At 38.5% G+C, this 15,994-nt stretch carries 18 protein-coding genes, 1 tRNA gene and 1 pseudogene; 2 read left to right on the top strand and 18 right to left on the bottom strand.

The features are described from left to right. Positions 1-29: 29 nt before the first annotated feature. Genes JJN12_RS03100 through JJN12_RS03090 form a run of 3 tightly spaced genes read right to left on the bottom strand, consistent with a single transcriptional unit; the run spans position 30 to position 3,699 of the window. Positions 30-932 carry a YitT family protein gene (locus JJN12_RS03100; protein WP_236013669.1) on the bottom strand — a complete coding sequence of 301 codons (903 nt, stop codon included), beginning with the start codon at positions 930-932 and terminating at the stop codon, positions 30-32. Between the two features lie 23 nt (positions 933-955). Continuing rightward, positions 956-1,762 (bottom strand): hypothetical protein, encoded by an 807-nt coding sequence (locus JJN12_RS03095; protein WP_208428326.1) that lies wholly within the window; start codon positions 1,760-1,762, stop codon positions 956-958. Positions 1,763-1,770: 8 nt separating this feature from the next. Further along, the gene (locus JJN12_RS03090) at positions 1,771-3,699 is read right to left on the bottom strand and encodes an Ig-like domain-containing protein (protein WP_208428325.1); all 1,929 of its coding nucleotides are present in this window, start codon (positions 3,697-3,699) and stop codon (positions 1,771-1,773) included. A 150-nt stretch (positions 3,700-3,849) separates the two neighbouring features. Here JJN12_RS03090 and ymfI point away from each other — a divergent pair, with 150 nt between their 5' ends. Beyond that, the gene (gene ymfI, locus JJN12_RS03085) at positions 3,850-4,578 is read left to right on the top strand and encodes an elongation factor P 5-aminopentanone reductase (RefSeq protein ID WP_208428324.1); all 729 of its coding nucleotides are present in this window, start codon (positions 3,850-3,852) and stop codon (positions 4,576-4,578) included. A 31-nt stretch (positions 4,579-4,609) separates the two neighbouring features. Here the strand turns inward: ymfI and JJN12_RS03080 are convergent, their stop codons facing one another. From JJN12_RS03080 to JJN12_RS03015, 14 genes are all read right to left on the bottom strand, one after another. Next, positions 4,610-5,449, bottom strand: a complete 840-nt coding sequence (locus JJN12_RS03080) for a DNA-3-methyladenine glycosylase family protein (protein WP_208428323.1) — start codon at positions 5,447-5,449, stop codon at positions 4,610-4,612. Between the two features lie 14 nt (positions 5,450-5,463). After that, complete coding sequence (locus tag JJN12_RS03075) at positions 5,464-6,081, bottom strand: sigma-70 family RNA polymerase sigma factor (protein ID WP_208428322.1); 618 nt, start codon at positions 6,079-6,081, stop codon at positions 5,464-5,466. 18 nt (positions 6,082-6,099) lie between these two features. Next, entirely contained in the window at positions 6,100-6,870 is a 771-nt protein-coding gene (gene rlmB, locus JJN12_RS03070; RefSeq protein ID WP_208428321.1) for a 23S rRNA (guanosine(2251)-2'-O)-methyltransferase RlmB, read from the bottom strand. Positions 6,871-6,951: 81 nt separating this feature from the next. Then, positions 6,952-7,383, bottom strand: a complete 432-nt coding sequence (locus JJN12_RS03065) for a Mini-ribonuclease 3 (protein WP_456298507.1) — start codon at positions 7,381-7,383, stop codon at positions 6,952-6,954. After that, a complete protein-coding gene (cysS, locus tag JJN12_RS03060) occupies positions 7,380-8,777 on the bottom strand; it encodes a cysteine--tRNA ligase (RefSeq protein ID WP_208430295.1) in 1,398 nt (465 codons plus the stop codon). Before cysS ends, JJN12_RS03065 begins: the two co-directional genes overlap by 4 nt. After that, complete coding sequence (cysE, locus tag JJN12_RS03055) at positions 8,764-9,447, bottom strand: serine O-acetyltransferase (RefSeq protein ID WP_208428320.1); 684 nt, start codon at positions 9,445-9,447, stop codon at positions 8,764-8,766. Before cysE ends, cysS begins: the two co-directional genes overlap by 14 nt. Beyond that, complete coding sequence (gene ispF / locus JJN12_RS03050) at positions 9,447-9,977, bottom strand: 2-C-methyl-D-erythritol 2,4-cyclodiphosphate synthase (RefSeq protein WP_236013667.1); 531 nt, start codon at positions 9,975-9,977, stop codon at positions 9,447-9,449. The genes cysE and ispF overlap by 1 nt, the downstream gene beginning before the upstream one ends. Continuing rightward, the gene (locus tag JJN12_RS03045) at positions 9,977-10,597 is read right to left on the bottom strand and encodes a metallophosphoesterase (protein WP_208428319.1); all 621 of its coding nucleotides are present in this window, start codon (positions 10,595-10,597) and stop codon (positions 9,977-9,979) included. Before JJN12_RS03045 ends, ispF begins: the two co-directional genes overlap by 1 nt. 15 nt (positions 10,598-10,612) lie before the next feature. Continuing rightward, positions 10,613-11,101 (bottom strand): deoxycytidylate deaminase, encoded by a 489-nt coding sequence (locus JJN12_RS03040; RefSeq protein WP_208428318.1) that lies wholly within the window; start codon positions 11,099-11,101, stop codon positions 10,613-10,615. A gap of 72 nt (positions 11,102-11,173) precedes the next feature. Continuing rightward, positions 11,174-11,247: transfer RNA gene (locus JJN12_RS03035), tRNA-Met, on the bottom strand. Between the two features lie 126 nt (positions 11,248-11,373). Further along, on the bottom strand, positions 11,374-12,030 hold the full coding sequence (locus JJN12_RS03030) for a hypothetical protein (RefSeq protein WP_208428317.1): 657 nt from the start codon (positions 12,028-12,030) through the stop codon (positions 11,374-11,376). A 214-nt stretch (positions 12,031-12,244) separates the two neighbouring features. Beyond that, complete coding sequence (locus tag JJN12_RS03025) at positions 12,245-12,439, bottom strand: hypothetical protein (protein ID WP_208428316.1); 195 nt, start codon at positions 12,437-12,439, stop codon at positions 12,245-12,247. Between the two features lie 11 nt (positions 12,440-12,450). Next, a complete protein-coding gene (locus JJN12_RS03020; RefSeq protein ID WP_208428315.1) occupies positions 12,451-13,356 on the bottom strand; it encodes a YiiX/YebB-like N1pC/P60 family cysteine hydrolase in 906 nt (301 codons plus the stop codon). A 355-nt stretch (positions 13,357-13,711) separates the two neighbouring features. Continuing rightward, positions 13,712-14,032, bottom strand: coding sequence for a hypothetical protein (locus JJN12_RS03015; protein ID WP_208428314.1), 321 nt, complete (start codon positions 14,030-14,032; stop codon positions 13,712-13,714). Positions 14,033-14,199: 167 nt separating this feature from the next. On the opposite strand from JJN12_RS03015, the pseudogene JJN12_RS03010 reads away from it, so the two are divergent. Next, a pseudogene (locus JJN12_RS03010) lies at positions 14,200-14,914 on the top strand (transposase); the annotation flags it as partial. A gap of 199 nt (positions 14,915-15,113) precedes the next feature. Here the strand turns inward: JJN12_RS03010 and JJN12_RS03005 are convergent. Further along, positions 15,114-15,665 (bottom strand): hypothetical protein, encoded by a 552-nt coding sequence (locus JJN12_RS03005; protein ID WP_208428313.1) that lies wholly within the window; start codon positions 15,663-15,665, stop codon positions 15,114-15,116. Positions 15,666-15,994: the final 329 nt, after the last annotated feature.

Here is a 15,994-nt window from a genome sequence, read left to right as displayed (position 1 = left end):
TCTCCTTAGTCAGGTGTCTTGATTTGATTTTATTTAACCGCACTATTGTGTGAATACTCTATAAAGCCCTCTCCAAAGGCTTCTCTTACATCACTTACTATGATGAAGGCCTTAGGGTCAGTAATAGATGCGATTTCCTTAAGCTTTACAATCTCTTTCTTGCCAACTACGCAAAAAAGCATATTTTTATCATTGTTGGTATACATTCCCTTTGCAGAAAGAGCTGTCACACCTCTGTCCATCTCACTCATTATAAGCTTTGCTATCTCGTCATATTTGTCTGATATTATATATACAAGCTTAGCAAACTTCACACCCTCAAGCATGGTATCTGAAATCTTGGTTAATACATAGATAGTGATAATACCGTACATAGCATTTCTAAATCCAAGCACAAAGGCACCGAGTACGACTATAAGTCCGTCTACTACAAAGAGAATACTTGGTACCGAATAGTGTTTAAGGAACTTGTGGACAATGGCACTTACCATATCAGTACCACCACTGGTGGAGTTGGTAAGGAAGATAAGTCCTATGCCTACACCGTCAAGCAAGCCTCCGAGTGCTACTGCAAGGAAATAGTCTCCACCACACAAATTGTAGGTAGGAATTACATAGAGCCAGGCGGCAAATGCAACTGCACCAAGCAGTGTCTTAGCCACAAAGTCTTTACCAAGTACAATCAAAGCTATGATAAATACCGGTACATTAAGCACTGCATTACTTAGCCATACCGGGATATCCAGTCCGAAGTTCTGTGCAAAGTACTTTATAACTATAGCGAAGCCTCCAAAACCTCCCATAACCATCTTCATTGGCTCATAGATAAGCTTTACCGGTGCTGACATACAAAAGGTTCCGAGTAGTATTAGAAATACATCGAATAGCTTTCTGTATTTGGATTTCTGCATCTGTGTAATTGTCTGAATCATTTTAGTAATCAACCTCTCTAATTTTATTTACTGCCCGAAGACAGCATATTTACTATATCTTCTTTCTTAATAATCACACCTCCATCAAATCTCTCCCCCTGCAAGGTTACAAACTTTATATCAGTTTGATTAACTTTCTGGAGCGAGGTTAAGATATTTACATAGGTGTTCTTTTTAATGTCGGTGAACTTGCTGTTATACAGGCTTTTAACAAATTCGGACTTTGCATTTTTATCCCCGTTTATAACACTGTTTGTGAAGGTCTGTAAAAACGTAGAGTCACCCTTTGTATTAAAGTAGAATACTTTGTCAGCATCTTCTGCACTTAGAAATAGAAAATGTGAGATACCCAGTTCAAGGTAGTCCTCAAGCATTAACATCCCAGCCTTAAGCCCCTGCTTATTCTTACTGTACTTATACAGGTACGACAAAGTAAGTACCTGTGGCACATCTGCAAGCGAGGTGGATATCTCTTTGTATAGCTCATTTGAGACTTCAAACTTCATGTCTCCCGGGAAACTATAAAAACTGATTTTATTCTCCTGTTTGTCAAAGTTTACAAAATAAGCAGAACTTATGAGATCCTTGTCCTCCTTATCACCTATGAAGATTATGCCTCTTATAACCTCTTCGGTGTCTGCATCAGGCAGGGCTTTATTTAGCAGAGTGGTTTGAGTTATTTTAATATCTTTCTTAACATTGTTTGCATTCTCTCCGCTCCCGTTATCTGCATCCTTAAACTTATAGATGTAGACAAGTAATAAAGCAATAATTAACAACATAATTATGATTGTCGTTAACACGAATATCTTTGCTACTTTCTTAGTCATCCGCCTTACTACCTCTTTCTGGTAACAACCAGTTGTAATTTTTTCTCAAGATTTGGTCCAAAGCCCTTTAATACCGTGATTTCATCCGTGCCAAAATCCTGCATTACATTTCCGTTTATAAGTACATTCGGATTTGGCTGATAGTGAATCTCAGCCTCCCCGGTAACAGCATTTTTTCTTATCGTAAAAGTTGAGCCCTTAGAAGAGGACATAACCTTTGAGTCAGTAGGAAGGATAATCACTCCCTGATTGAACTGATCTGTAAGTCCAAGGTAATAAAGGACTGAATTGTAGTCTTTTATTGCTGCCCCACTGCTTGTATAAAGGGCATAAGGCACAATGTTATCCTGACCTAAGTAATTATTGTTACCGGTGAAGTAGAATATACTTAAAGTACTTCCATCAGTTATAGTTTTCTTTATGACCTGCCTTACAGAGCCACCCTGTATGGTTATGTTTATATCTCCGGACTTAACAGTACCTGCACTTAAAGGATAGGTCAGATAACTTACACCGTCAACTGTTATAGGCCTAATTGATTCCTTGGTTTCAACACCATTTTCAAGTACAGTATCGACACTTACTAAGGCACTTCCTGTTGCAGACACAGAAAGCTTAGTATCCTTAAGCCCCATTGTATTGATATTGTTACCGTAGTTGTCTGATACCTTGATAAGCAGATAATAACTGTCTGGATTCATGTTTACCCAGACATTGCTCCCAAAGTCCCTGATTACATCACCGCTTTTAAGCTTTGTTACATCTTTGTCAACCACAGGCTCGTAAAATATACCCGAAGATGTTACAGTATTTCTGTATACACATCTGTAAATACCCTTGAACTCAGCAGACATAATAAATGATGGCGGTACAACTCTAACAATCTGTGTAGCACTAATCTCGCTGTTGTCAGCATTTTTATAGCTTATTTTAAGCTCTCCCGAGGATCCAATTGGCGTAGGCTGGTTCGGTATATTGGAAGGGAAAATCAGCGTTACCTTGCCTGCTTCATTTACCGAAACGCTGTCTCCCTTCCAGGTTACGCTAAATCTCTCATTAAGAATGTCGGGGCTTGCAGTAATTTCTTTTCCCTTATCATCTATGACCTTAAAATATACATCTGCGAATAATACACCGTTTTGGACAGTCATATCCCTTACAATAGCACTGGTAGAAAGTTCAATCCTTGCAGGCTTTCCATTCACATTATTACTAGCGGAAGTATTGTCATCCTTCTTTGTATCATCACTCTTAGAGCCGCCTGTGATGTTAATCTTAATTAAATCGCTTACAACATTATCACCAGAATTTTTACTTTTCTTTGCAGAAGCCCTCACATACAAGGTTCCTGATTTATCCCCGGCTGTAAAGATGCCGTTATTGTCTATGGTTCCAAGGTTTGACTTAGTCTCAGCGTTTTCATCCGCAAAAAGCTGATAGAACACCTTGTCAGTTGACTTAATGCCTTCGTTTATCTCAAGCGCCTCATCCACAGGGGTGATTTTAGACTTAAACCTATAGGTAGAACCGCTTTCCACCTCGACATCATCAGTTGTTCCTGCTGAATTGATAAGACTAACTTCTCCTGCCTTTGTCTCAGCTGTAAACTTGCACCTTAGGGTATAGGTTTTCTTTCCCAGTTTATATCTGAAGCTGACTGTGGCCTTTCCGTTACCTACAGCCTTGCAGCTGCCATTCTTACTTACCGTAACCCTGCCTTTATTATCCGACTTCCAAGTACCTTTAATACCCTTGGTCTTACCGCCGATATTGTACTTTAGCTTTACACTGTCTCCTCCCACATAGATGATCTTCTTTGTGACAGGCTTCTTAGATGTATAGAGGTAGTTCTTAGCAGCCGCTATTGCCTCTGTACTAAATAAAGTCGATATGCCTACTGCGGCACTTAACGCTACAACAAATAATTTATTTTTCATAGTCTCCTCCCTACAAGTTAATATGTGAGAAAGAATTCCCCGTCTAAGAGTATAACATAAATTTCTTCTATTTTCACTACAAACTTGCACAGTTACAAAATTATTGATAACATGGAGTCAAAAAAAATTATGGAATAGTTTGGAGGAAGGATGAATAAGACTGTACTTATAAGCGGCTCAGGCAGGGGAATAGGCAGGGCAATTGCCACAAGATTTGCAAAAGAGGGATATAAGATAGCAATAAATGCAAACAAATCTAAAGATGAACTTGAAGAAACCAAAGATTATCTCATTTCGTTTGGTGTGCCAGTGCTAGTGGGCCAGGGCGATGTGGGAAATTATGAGTTTTGTAAGGATTTTGTAGCTGGAATAAAAAATACTCTTGGAAGCGTAGACATACTGGTAAACAATGCAGGAATATCTCATATAGGACTGCTTTCAGATATGAAGCCTAATGAATGGAATGAGGTAATAAACACCAACCTTACCTCTCTATACAATCTCTCAAGCCTTGTCATTCCTGACATGGTTAGAAAAAGTGCAGGTAAAATAATAAATATTTCTTCTGTTTGGGGGAATGTAGGAGCATCTATGGAGGTTGCCTACTCCGCAAGCAAGGGTGGGATGAACTCCTTTACCAAGGCTCTTGCAAAAGAGCTTGCTCCAAGCAATATACAGGTAAATGCCATAGCCTGTGGAGCCATAGATACAGAAATGAACAGCTTTTTAGACTCTAATGAACTTGCCTCCCTTATAGACGAAATTCCTACGTCAAGACTTGGAAGTCCCGAAGAAGTAGCCGAACTTACCTATAGTCTTGCCACAGGAAATGATTATCTAACCGGTCAGATTATTTCTCTTGATGGCGGTTGGTGCTAGACATAATTTCATCTCCCACAGGCGGTATATCTTATTTGGATTTTGTTTTCTTTACCTTCTGTGGGCTTGTTTTTGCAGCTTTTTTAGAATTTAAGAGGTCATGGTAGAACATATACTGCTGCATGATAGCGGCATAGCCTTCATATCTATGAAAAGGAAAGCCGTCTTTATAATGTGCTGCAAGTATCTGTTTTACATGGGTATCTATAGGGAAGGCATCCAGGTGATGAAGTCCAAAAACACAGATACAGTCAGCCACCTTTTTGCCTATGCCATGCTCTGCCATAAGTGCCTTCTTTGCCTCCTCATAAGAAAGACCTATAAGGCTTTCAGGCACAAACTCCCCCTTTACTGTCTTAAGAGCAAGTCTATGTATATATTCATCCCTGTAACCCAGACCATAAGAATGTAACTCCTCCACAGACACCTGACTTAAAACAGTGGCAGAGGGAAAGCTTCCGTCTTTTGTTAAGGCACACAGCTTTGCAATGCTGTTTTTTATACGGGGAATGTTGTTATTCTGTGAAACTATAAAAGAAATAATTATCTCCCAAAGGTCCTGTCTTAGTATCCTTATCCCATAGCCATGCTTAATAGCAGTCTTTAAGTATTCATCCTCCACGTCCACCAGGGCCTTGACTTTAGCATAGTCCAGTCCCAAATCAAAATAGTCATACCATACTTTGTTAAATTCTTCCTCACCGCAGTGAAATACAAAGCTTCCGTCTTTTTCTTCTACAAGAGTAGTATATTCTCTAAACCAAACCCTGTACAGCCCTTCCTCTTCTTCATTCATCCTAAATATCTGGCCTGAATCAGCTATCTGCTTTAGATTTAAGTCATTTAGCTTTATAGTAAACTTGTCACTCATCAAATAAGCTTCTCCTATTTCTCGCTTTCAATTATATTCTTAAACTTGGCTTTTATCCTTACAAGCGCATTGTCTATGGACTTAGGACTTCTCTCAAGAGCTTCTGCTATCTCCACATAGTCCTTCCCTGACAGATAGAAGTCAAGCACCTCTTCCTCAAGCTTTGATAGGGACTCGCTAAGCTTCTCAAGTAAAAATATTGTATTTTCCTTGTCTACCACAAAGCCCTCAGGCTCAAAGAGACTGCTTGCACGGAGATTGTTGATGAGCTTTATATCATCTGCATCCTCTCCTGAAGCCTGCCCAGCATATAGCGAAATATAGGTGTTAAGAGGTCGGTTTTTACCTGCCTGCCCTGCCTTTATTGCATTATACATCCTTCGTTCGCAGACCATATTGGCAAAGGTTGAAAACATGGCATTCTTTGACTTGTCAAAATCTCTTACCGCAATAAAAAGTCCTATCATCCCCTCCTGTATCAGGTCTTCCCTGTCTCCTCCAAGCAGATACAGGGTTTTAGCCTTACCCCTTACCAGATTCTTATATTTGTTTATAAGATAGCTCTCAGCCTCTACATCTCCCTCTTTTGCCTTCTCACAGAGCTCCTCGTCTGTGAATTTTTCAAAATTCATATACTAAAATTATCCCCATTATTTATTTGTATTAAGTCTCTGCCTTACTATCTCGTATGCAAGTACTCCTGCCGCGACTGAAGCATTTAAGGAATCAATCTGTCCAAACATAGGTACTCTTACTACAAAGTCGCATTTTTCCTTAACAAGCCTGCTTACTCCGCTTCCCTCAGAGCCTATAACAAGTCCTATAGCTCCCGTGAGGTTACAGTTATACATAAGTTCTCCTGACATATCCGCACAGGCAAACCAGATTCCCTTTTCTTTAAGTTCATCTATGGTACGGCTGATATTCGTCACCTTGGCTACAGGTGTATAATTGATGGCTCCTGCTGAGGTCCTTGCCACAGTGGCAGTAAGCCCCACAGCATGTCTCTTTGGAATGATAACCCCGTGAGCACCCGCCTGATTGGCTGTTCTTATTATGGCTCCAAGGTTGTGTGGATCTTCTATATCATCAAGAACTATGATGAAAGGAGGCTCTCCCTTTTTACTTGCGGCGTTAAGGATGTCATCAACCTCTGCATAGTCATAGGCTGCGGCCATAGCTACAACTCCCTGATGCTTATCTCCCTCAGCATACTTATTAAGCCTGTCTTTGCTTACAAAGCTAATAATGGTATCAGTCTTTTTGGCTGCCCTTAGTATGGACTGCAGGGTTCCATCTGCTACTCCCTCCTGTACATAGAGCCTGTCTATTGTCCTATCTGACCTAAAGGCTTCAAGTACAGCATTTCTACCATAAATAACAAGGCTTGTTTCCTCGTTATCATTATATTTCTCTTTCATTTTTCTCCTTTAGCAAAAAGCACAGTTTCATAATTATTTGCAATAAATCCTTAAATTCAGTAAGCTATAAGCCTAATATCTTCATAGTCTTGAACCCGCGCCTGCCTTTATTAGTTCAAGCATTCTCTCATTTTTACCTGTAAGATAAAGATATCCCATCAAAGCCTCAAAGCCTGTAGCTATTCTATAGTCTATGATACTGGCGTTTTTAGCAGAGGTATAAGACTTTGCATTTCTTCCACGCTTAAACACAGCCTCTTCCTCGCTGCTTAGGAGTGGCAGGATGATTTCCATAGACTCTTTTTGCGCAGTCGCCTTGACAAGAGAGCTTGCCTTGTGGTGAAGCTTATTGACAGGGGCATTTCCTTTTTCTACAATTATAGTACGAATCACAACCTCGTAAATGGCATCGCCTATGTAGGCAAGAGTAAGGGGCGAAAAACTCCTTATATCCTTGTCTTTAATATTAAAAAAGCCTTCAATCCCACTTACTGAAAGTACCGATATATCTATATCCTTTTCCACTTAACACCCTCTCTGGTATCTTCCAAAACTATACCCTTTGATGTAAGTATATCTCTTATCTTATCTGCTCTGGCAAAGTTTTTTGCCTTTCTTGACTCAGTTCTCTCTTTGATGAGAGCCTCGATTTCCTCATCAAGAATCTCCTTTTGCTTTACCACCTTTAATCCAAGTACATCTGATAAAAGCACTATTATTTCTCTTACCTCTTTGATAAGTTCTGCCGAAGACTCTGCGCTTATCTCAGAGTTAGCAAGCTTTACAAGGTTAAATATAGCTGACACAGCGTCAGCAGTATTAAAGTCATCCTCCATGGCTGCTTCAAAGTCCTTTTTGAAAGCTAAGGCCTTCTCTTTAATTTCCTTTTCTTCCTCAGTTAGCTCTCTTAATACAGCATTTTCAAGGAGGAAATCAAGGTTTGATACCGCATTTGTAATCCTCTCAAGCCCTGTCTTAGCCGCCTCCATAAGCTCGTGGCTGAAGTTGATAGGTCCTCTGTAGTGAGCACCAAGCATAAAGAACCTAAGCACACCAAGGTCGTATTCCTTGCTTACATCCCTTATGGTAATGAAGTTTCCGAGAGACTTACTCATCTTCTCGTTGTTTATCCTAAGATAACCGTTGTGCATCCAGTACTTAGCAAAACCTTTTCCGTTTGCAGCTTCACTCTGGGCTATTTCATTCTCATGGTGAGGGAAGATAAGGTCTTCTCCACCTGCATGGATGTCTATCTGCTCACCAAGGTACTTCTTGCTCATCACAGAGCATTCTATATGCCAGCCCGGTCTTCCTTCACCCCAAGGTGATACCCAAAAAGGCTCTCCCTCCTTCTTTGGCTTCCAGAGTACGAAGTCTAGAGGATCTTCTTTTTCATCATTGATGGCAATCCTCGCGCCTGCCTCAAGGTCATCTATATTCTTGTTTGATAGCTTGCCATAAGACTTAAAACTTCTGGTTCTAAAGTATACACTTCCGTTTTTAGCATAAGCATAGCCTTTTTTAATGAGCTCCTCTATCATTTCTATCATACCGTCTATCTCTTCGGTAGCCTTTGGATTCTTGGTAGCAGGAAGCACATTTAAGCCTTCCATGTCAGTCTTTGCTTCTTTAATATATCTCTCTGATATCTCTGATGCACTTACACCCTCTTCGTTGGCACGCTTTATTATCTTGTCGTCCACATCAGTAAAATTAGACACATAGTTTACATCATATCCCTTGTACTTAAAATATCTGCGGATAGTGTCAAAGATAATAATAGGTCTTGCATTTCCTATATGCATAAAGTTATACACTGTAGGACCGCAGACATACATCTTTACCTTACCAGGCTCAATCGGTGTAAATTCCTCTTCTTTGTTTGTAAGTGTATTATGTATTTTCATCTTCTCTTCCCTTCGTATATTCATCAAATCTCTTAGTAAGCTTATCCAGCTTCTTTCTAAGCTTCTTATTCTCTTCTCTTAAGGCTGTAATATCCCTAAGCACCGGATCCGGAAAATGAATCTGGTCAAGATCAATCTGCTCGCACTTGATATTATTTCGCTTAACTATTCTACCTGGTACTCCTACAACTGTAGAATTAGTCGGGATATCCTTAAGCACCACACTTCCCGCACCTATCTTAGTGTTATCTCCAATGGTAATATTGCCAAGCACCTTCGCTCCTGCACTTATCATCACATTGTTGCCTATGGTAGGATGCCTCTTTCCTGTCTGCTTTCCCGTACCACCAAGGGTAACTCCCTGATAAAGGGTACAGTCATTACCGATTACGGCAGTCTCTCCGATTACAACCCCTATGCCATGGTCTATGAAAAAGTTACTTCCTATGGTTGCACCCGGATGGATATCTATACCCGTCTTGTCAGCCCCTTTTTGCATTATCTTCCTGGCAAGAAAAAAATGTCCTTTTAAGTAAAGCTTATGAGCAATGCGATACCTCACCATTATCCTAAATCCCGGGTAAAGCAGGATCTCATACTTTGATTTGATGGCAGGATCTCTTTGAAGTATGGCAGCATATTCTTCCTTAAAAAATCTAATAAATCCCATTATCTGCTGCACCCTCCACAGCCGCCGCAGCCGCCCATCATATAATCATCTTCATTGATAGCTTCTTTAAGAAGACACACCGCCTGTGCCTTCATCCCTTCACCTGTCCCTGTAAAACCAAGGCCTTCCTCTGTGGTAGCCTTGATATTTACCTGACTTTCCTCTATCCCCAAGGTCTTTGCTATGTTTTTGACCATATCGGGTATGAAAGGCGCAAGCTTTGGCTTTTCTGCCATAATGGTTGCATCTATGTTCTCTATTACATATAGCTTATCTTCAATAATTTTACCGACTACAGCAAGGAGCTTAAGGCTGTCCACATCCTTGTATCTCTCGTCTGTATCCGGGAAATGTCTGCCTATGTCACCCTCAGCCGCTGCCCCAAGCAGGGCATCCATAATGGCATGGGTTAGCACATCTGCATCAGAATGGCCAAGGAGCCCCTTTTCAAAGGGTATCAGAACACCTCCGAGAATCAACTTCCTGCCCTCTACCAACCTATGTACATCATATCCGTTTCCTATTCTCATTATTCAACCGTTCCTCTTTCTCTCCAGTACAATATCCACTCGTCCAAAGTCCAGGGAGTGTAGTCTGAATACATGCAAAAACAATTTATCATGTTACAGGGAATATTTTTAACCGTACCGTCCTTATAGCAGGACTTGGTTTCACGTGTAATCCTTATAAATTCCTCTATAAGCCTCTGGTCGTGAGTATCGTGAACATGCCCATAGAGCATAAAGGTCTTTGACTTTCCCTCAGTGTTAAGTCTGTACTGCCCATTGTAACACATAATAGGATAATGGCAAAGCACAATCTTTCTGTTATTGTCTTTTAGCTCAGTATAATCCTTAATCCATTCAAACCTGCTCTCATCAAAGGCTGTTTTCTTAAGGTAGAGACTGTCGTGATTCCCCCTTATAAGGCAGAGCTTTCCGTTTAGTCTGCTAAGGAGTTCGTTGGTTTCTTCCGCTTTGCCATAAGAGAGGTCTCCAAGTACGATGACCTCGTCCCTTTTATTTACTCTGGTATTCCACCTGTTTATAATGTAATTATGCATTTCTTCTACATCTCTAAAGCCTCTGTTGTCCATTTCGTCGTTTAATTTTTCGTGAAAAAAATGCAAATCTGAAATATAATACCTCAATTTTTCTCCTTATATCTAGTAGCCAAACATACCACTTAGGGAGTCATCATTCTCTATCCAGTCATTCACGCTTATTACCCTGAAGTTGTCCTTATCATCTCTAATGTAGACTCTTTCTATGCCGGCATTGATGATTACCCTCTTACACATAGCACAGCTGTTGGCATTCTCCACATAGCCGCCGCCACGCATCTCAATCCCTACTATGTAGATGTCGCTGCCAATAAGCTCCTCTCTAGAGGCGCTTATGATGGCATTCTGCTCTGCATGCACACTGCGGCAAAGCTCATAGCGCTCTCCTCTTGGAACCTTTAGCTTCTCACGCATACAAAAGCCCAAGTCCGAACAGTTCTTCCTGCCTCTTGGCGCCCCTGTATAGCCCGTTGCAATAACTTCATCGTTCTTTACAATAACCGCTCCATAATGTCTTCTAAGGCAGGTACTTCTTTGCGATACCACTTCTGCTATATCAAGGTAATAGTTTATCTTATCTCTTCTTTCCATACATTCTCCCACAGTTCTTAGTTATAAAAAAAGCACCTGACTACATTGCTGTAACTCAGGCACCCTGTATCATAGCGAAGGAGGGACTTGAACCCCCGACACCACGGGTATGAACCGTGTGCTCTAGCCAACTGAGCTACTTCGCCATATCAGTTTCAAGACTTCTCTCAAAACAACAAGGGTATTATAAATGTTTATGGGAGAAATGTCAATAGGTTTTTTAAAATATGTGGCTGCGGGTCGAAGGAAGTAGTATCACCGGCTACTTGAGATCAGTTAAAATACTTAATTATCTCTTTGCTTATGGCTGTTAAGGTATCATCTAACACATTCTTTGCTTCATCCTCTTGGCTGACTTGGACATGGAATAATAAATTGCGGTATGACGTTACTGCTCCAACAGCCTGCCCAGCCAGCTTTTTATTGATTTTGCTTAAATCATTATCCTTAGCATAAAAAGAATGTAAATTATCTCCAATGTAGTATTCATTGAAACTTACACCTAACCTAATTTGACTTGTGCTTTCTTTGTTTTCATATATAATGTATTCAAATGTTGGGTCAGGAACAGTACCTGAATTCTTCATAATCAGGCTGTCACGAGAGTTAAATGTCCATTCCTTTCGAATATAGAGCAGAAAATTGTGGCCTGTCTCATATTTTTTTTCATAACCTTTTAGCCTTAGATTCTCAGCCATATATTCATAAAACTTCTGATACTCATCAAATGACAGTATCGTTTTTTCTTCTGATGAGGACGAACTTAAAGACTGTTTTGATGACACAGAAGACTGCGATACATTAGTTTCAGTTTCTTTGGTTGAATTTATCCCCCTGGTATAGTTCCTGCTTATTATGAAGTTGACAACTGTAAAAACCACCATCAGGGCAACTAATCCTATAACAAATACTTTTCTTTTTTTATCCATAGTGTAAACCTCTTTTATATAGTGTTTTAATCAATTTCCCCTAATTATAATTGCTGATAGAGTTGCTCTACCGGCTTTGCCTCCTTTCTCAAAAAGGCGCAAAACCGCCTAAACTAAAGTATACCAAGCAATTTAAAAAAATACCATACCAAAAGTGGAAGTTATTTGTCCACTTCTGATATGGTTTTAACTATAATCTTGACTATGGCGTTTTTTATTTTTTAGTTGTAAGAAACTTCACCAAAAAAACTATCATAATTACGACATAAGCCAGGTACAAAAGATAAAGCACATTTAATGGTATATCAAAGCTAAGCTCCGGATGCTGTAATGCATTTAACACAAAAAAAACCATTACAACAAACATTATTATAAAACCACAGAAAAACATAAGTTTCTTCTTTTTCAATTTTAATCTCCTTAATTATAGCTTATAACTGATGTGTTATTACCATTTAGTATATCTCTTGGTGTTACCCCTGGTTCATTTGGCCAGCCAGTAGTCTCTAAATCAATCCCTTGTTTCTTATATGCAGCCCATACCAACTCTGAACAATACCAAGTTTTTTCATTTTCACTTGTATTTTTTGCAGCATCATATGCATAATCCTTTCCAATTTGTTTTATGCAAAAATTAACCGCTTTATTTATTACTCTTGAAGAAGCATTTGTCCTTAAAATTGTGACTCCTTTATCAGCAACTCTTTCATCATCAAGTACACTTCTTCGCACTCCAGATTGTATAGCTTCAATAAGCCTTATGTATTTAACTCCATAAAAAGTATTAAAATACACCCCCTCAACTATGGCAATATGACCTGTAAAACCACCACCACCATTTGCCTCATATATTATATCACCTTTTTTAACCGTTGACAATAAATTATAGCGACTATAATTAGGTACTTGTGGCAAACTAGTTCCGGTATTATAATACCACTTTTCATCAGGAGAGCTATATAACTGACAATCTTCTTCATCAATAGGCTCTACCGAAATTAAATCTTTATAAGAATGCAAATATTCTTCTGGATTACTGTATGCGTTTCCATAATATTCATCCTCAAAAGTGTCATATGTAATATTCACAGGTAGATTACTATTTTCAAAAAACTCAATAATTTCATTATAAGATTTCTCTAATTCGTCATCTCGAGTTTGTGCATTAACCATAATAATATTTGTTGTTAATAATGAAGTTAATAGAATTACAGCAAAACTTCTTTTCATAAATAAACCTCCAATTGAAAAATTATTTTTGTTATTTAACCGAAGTTTGTATAGAATGTCACCATTCTTATACCTCTGTGGATTAATATTATGCATAGAAACCTCCTTTCCAGACAACAACTTGTCATAGTAATAAATATCGACTTACTTGGGTAGATTTTATCAGATTAAGAATATAAAAACCATACCAAAAGTGGAAGTTTTTTTCTGTCCACTTTTGGTATGGTTTTAACTATAATAATATGCTACCATTCTCATTATTGCATTATTGGATGTACTTATGAAAAAGATATATCAAAATACAATTATTATGGCTACCTAGCTTGTGACTATCGTTTTACTATTTTCTTCTAAAATACCAGATAATCTTCACTCAACAGCTATTTCACACATCTGTACCATCGAAAATACTGATGATTATATTACAATATATAACCATATTTTGATATTTTCAATGTAGCTCCTCTCCGTACCACTTTTGAAAAGCCCTCCTTAATGGGGCTTTTTGTCTTTCACTGGCCTTCATCAAACATCTAATTCTATAGCTCTGAATGTACTTTGACTTACTCTCCGAGTTATCCCCAGTCATTCTATCTAAGGTATAAGTTTTTTCTTCCAACAAAAATACTAAAAAATCTCCCCTCAGTGAGCTGATAGAATACTCAATTGTCATATCTGCATACTGTATCGTCTTTTCAAAACGATTTGTTTCTTCATAAGCTGAGCATAAGGTAACATAAAGCAAAGCCAAAGGTATATAACGATATTTCATATTAACTTTACCCTGAATCCGTGAAGTTAAAAGTCTAACTTTCACGAAAATGCCCACTATACCGTGGCTTATTAAAAGTTCTATATTTTATTACAATTCACCTGTTAGGTGAAGCCATATTAAGATACAATAGTCCTGTAAATCAATGGCTTCAGGAGAAAAATATCATGAATTATAACCATCACATTACACTTGAAAACAGTAACATAATTGTCAAATATACAAATGAGCGAATCATTCCGGCTAGTGGCCTTGCTATTGTGGGAGCACTGCTTGGCAAAAGCAATTTCACCAAAAAACTTAACCACATGGATGTGGCTAAGAACCACTCCCAGCACCAGATTAATAATGGAGATATCATCCTGGTACACTTCCTGACGGCATGGTACCCGTGGACATTGATGTTACGCCTATGGACAATTCAAAGACTTCAAAGCAGGGTGATGGGGAACCTATAAGGGCTTTGACGGCTATGCACCAATGATGGCATACATTGATACCGAAGGCTATGCAGTGAATTTTGAACTCCGTGAAGGAAAACAGCACTGTCAAAACGGTACAGTGGAATTCCTTCTCGAGACAATAAACCTGTGTAAGAAGCTTACTGATAAACCTCTTTTGGTAAGGCTTGACTCAGGTAATGATTCTATTGATAATGTAGCCGTTCTAATAGAGAACGGATGCTACTTTATTATCAAAAGGAATCTGCGGAAGGAAAGCAGGGAAGAATGGTTTCAAATGGCAAAAACGTACTGTAAGGATATAACAACCCCTAGAGAAGGGAAAACTGTTTACATTGGAAGTGACTGGAAAGAGGTGTCAAGTAAACGGTTTGAGAAAAACTTTACCCTTCGTGCAGGTTATGAAATAACCGAGAGGACGAACTTGAAGACTGTTTTGCTAACATAGAAGACTGTGTTACATTAGTTTCAGCTTCTTTAGTTGAATTTATCCCCCCGATATAGTTCCTGCTTATTATGAAATTGACAACCGTAAAAACCACCATCAAAATAACCAATCCTATACCAAATGCATTTCTTTTTTTATCCATAGTGTAAACCTCTTTTATATAGTGTTTTAATCAATTCCCCCTAATTATAATTGCCGATACATACGACTCCGAATCAATATCAAGCTTAACTTCCCTTTTAAGTTCAAACGTGTTTATATCGTATAAGCTGAGCTTTTGTAGGTTTGCAACAACCAAGTATTCACCATAAAGCTGTGTAAGAGACAACTCATTATTAAGTTCGATATCCTTATAAAGCCGTCCTTCTTCATCTATCACACTAACCTTAGTGCCTTTTACTTCAACAGGATCATAGTTAGTAATCAAAAATTTATCTTCATACTTAAATATATCTGAAGGTTGCTCCGCCTGAATATCTATAACTTTAATGTCATAATTCCTTTTATCTATTGACAATATTTTAGAAATTGGCTTATCATCAGTACTTATCTGCATTGTAAAATACATATAACTACCGTCCTCACAATACATTTCAGTAGTTCTACCGTATTTAGTCAAAGAAATTTCTTTAACTATATTCAAATCTTTATCCATAACTCTAAGTATACAGCTGTCTGAACTTTCATCAGCTGTTATCGAAAAAGCCAAAAGTTTTTCACTCATTGGAAAAATCCCATAAATATAAGTTTCTTTATATTCTTTAATTATATTTTTGTGGTACTCTTTATCATACCTTTCTATATAGCTCGACCCATTCATAGTATTAACTGCATATACATATTTATTTATAACAGCCATATGATTAAGAGCAATATTGCTGAAAGGATATTCCGAAATCTCAAAAGTATTCTTATTTAGGCTAATAACCTTTTAAGTACTTTTATTATTTCCCAATCCCTGAGGTATCATATACACCTCGTTATCAACAGTTAAAGGTTTATAAAAGTGAGAACCTAACCCTGCATATGTCAATTTACTAGAACCAAGCAGCT

This window comes from Catonella massiliensis, from assembly GCF_016651435.1.
Taxonomy (GTDB): Bacteria; Bacillota; Clostridia; order Lachnospirales; family Lachnospiraceae; genus Catonella; species Catonella massiliensis.
Note: the sequence above shows the minus strand (reverse complement) of the source record. Positions and strands in the feature narration are given on the sequence as shown.

Excerpts from the sequence above, each read along its gene's own strand:
- JJN12_RS03100 (WP_236013669.1), bottom strand. The coding sequence starts at position 932 with ATGATTCAGACAATTACACAGATGCAGAAATCCAAATACAGAAAGCTA.
- JJN12_RS03095 (WP_208428326.1), bottom strand. The coding sequence starts at position 1,762 with ATGACTAAGAAAGTAGCAAAGATATTCGTGTTAACGACAATCATAATT.
- JJN12_RS03090 (WP_208428325.1), bottom strand. The coding sequence starts at position 3,699 with ATGAAAAATAAATTATTTGTTGTAGCGTTAAGTGCCGCAGTAGGCATA.
- ymfI (WP_208428324.1), top strand. The coding sequence starts at position 3,850 with ATGAATAAGACTGTACTTATAAGCGGCTCAGGCAGGGGAATAGGCAGG.
- JJN12_RS03080 (WP_208428323.1), bottom strand. The coding sequence starts at position 5,449 with ATGAGTGACAAGTTTACTATAAAGCTAAATGACTTAAATCTAAAGCAG.
- JJN12_RS03075 (WP_208428322.1), bottom strand. The coding sequence starts at position 6,081 with ATGAATTTTGAAAAATTCACAGACGAGGAGCTCTGTGAGAAGGCAAAA.
- rlmB (WP_208428321.1), bottom strand. The coding sequence starts at position 6,870 with ATGAAAGAGAAATATAATGATAACGAGGAAACAAGCCTTGTTATTTAT.
- cysS (WP_208430295.1), bottom strand. The coding sequence starts at position 8,777 with ATGAAAATACATAATACACTTACAAACAAAGAAGAGGAATTTACACCG.
- cysE (WP_208428320.1), bottom strand. The coding sequence starts at position 9,447 with ATGGGATTTATTAGATTTTTTAAGGAAGAATATGCTGCCATACTTCAA.
- ispF (WP_236013667.1), bottom strand. The coding sequence starts at position 9,977 with ATGAGAATAGGAAACGGATATGATGTACATAGGTTGGTAGAGGGCAGG.
- JJN12_RS03040 (WP_208428318.1), bottom strand. The coding sequence starts at position 11,101 with ATGGAAAGAAGAGATAAGATAAACTATTACCTTGATATAGCAGAAGTG.
- JJN12_RS03030 (WP_208428317.1), bottom strand. The coding sequence starts at position 12,030 with ATGGATAAAAAAAGAAAAGTATTTGTTATAGGATTAGTTGCCCTGATG.
- JJN12_RS03020 (WP_208428315.1), bottom strand. The coding sequence starts at position 13,356 with ATGCATAATATTAATCCACAGAGGTATAAGAATGGTGACATTCTATAC.
- JJN12_RS03015 (WP_208428314.1), bottom strand. The coding sequence starts at position 14,032 with ATGAAATATCGTTATATACCTTTGGCTTTGCTTTATGTTACCTTATGC.
- JJN12_RS03005 (WP_208428313.1), bottom strand. The coding sequence starts at position 15,665 with ATGAGTGAAAAACTTTTGGCTTTTTCGATAACAGCTGATGAAAGTTCA.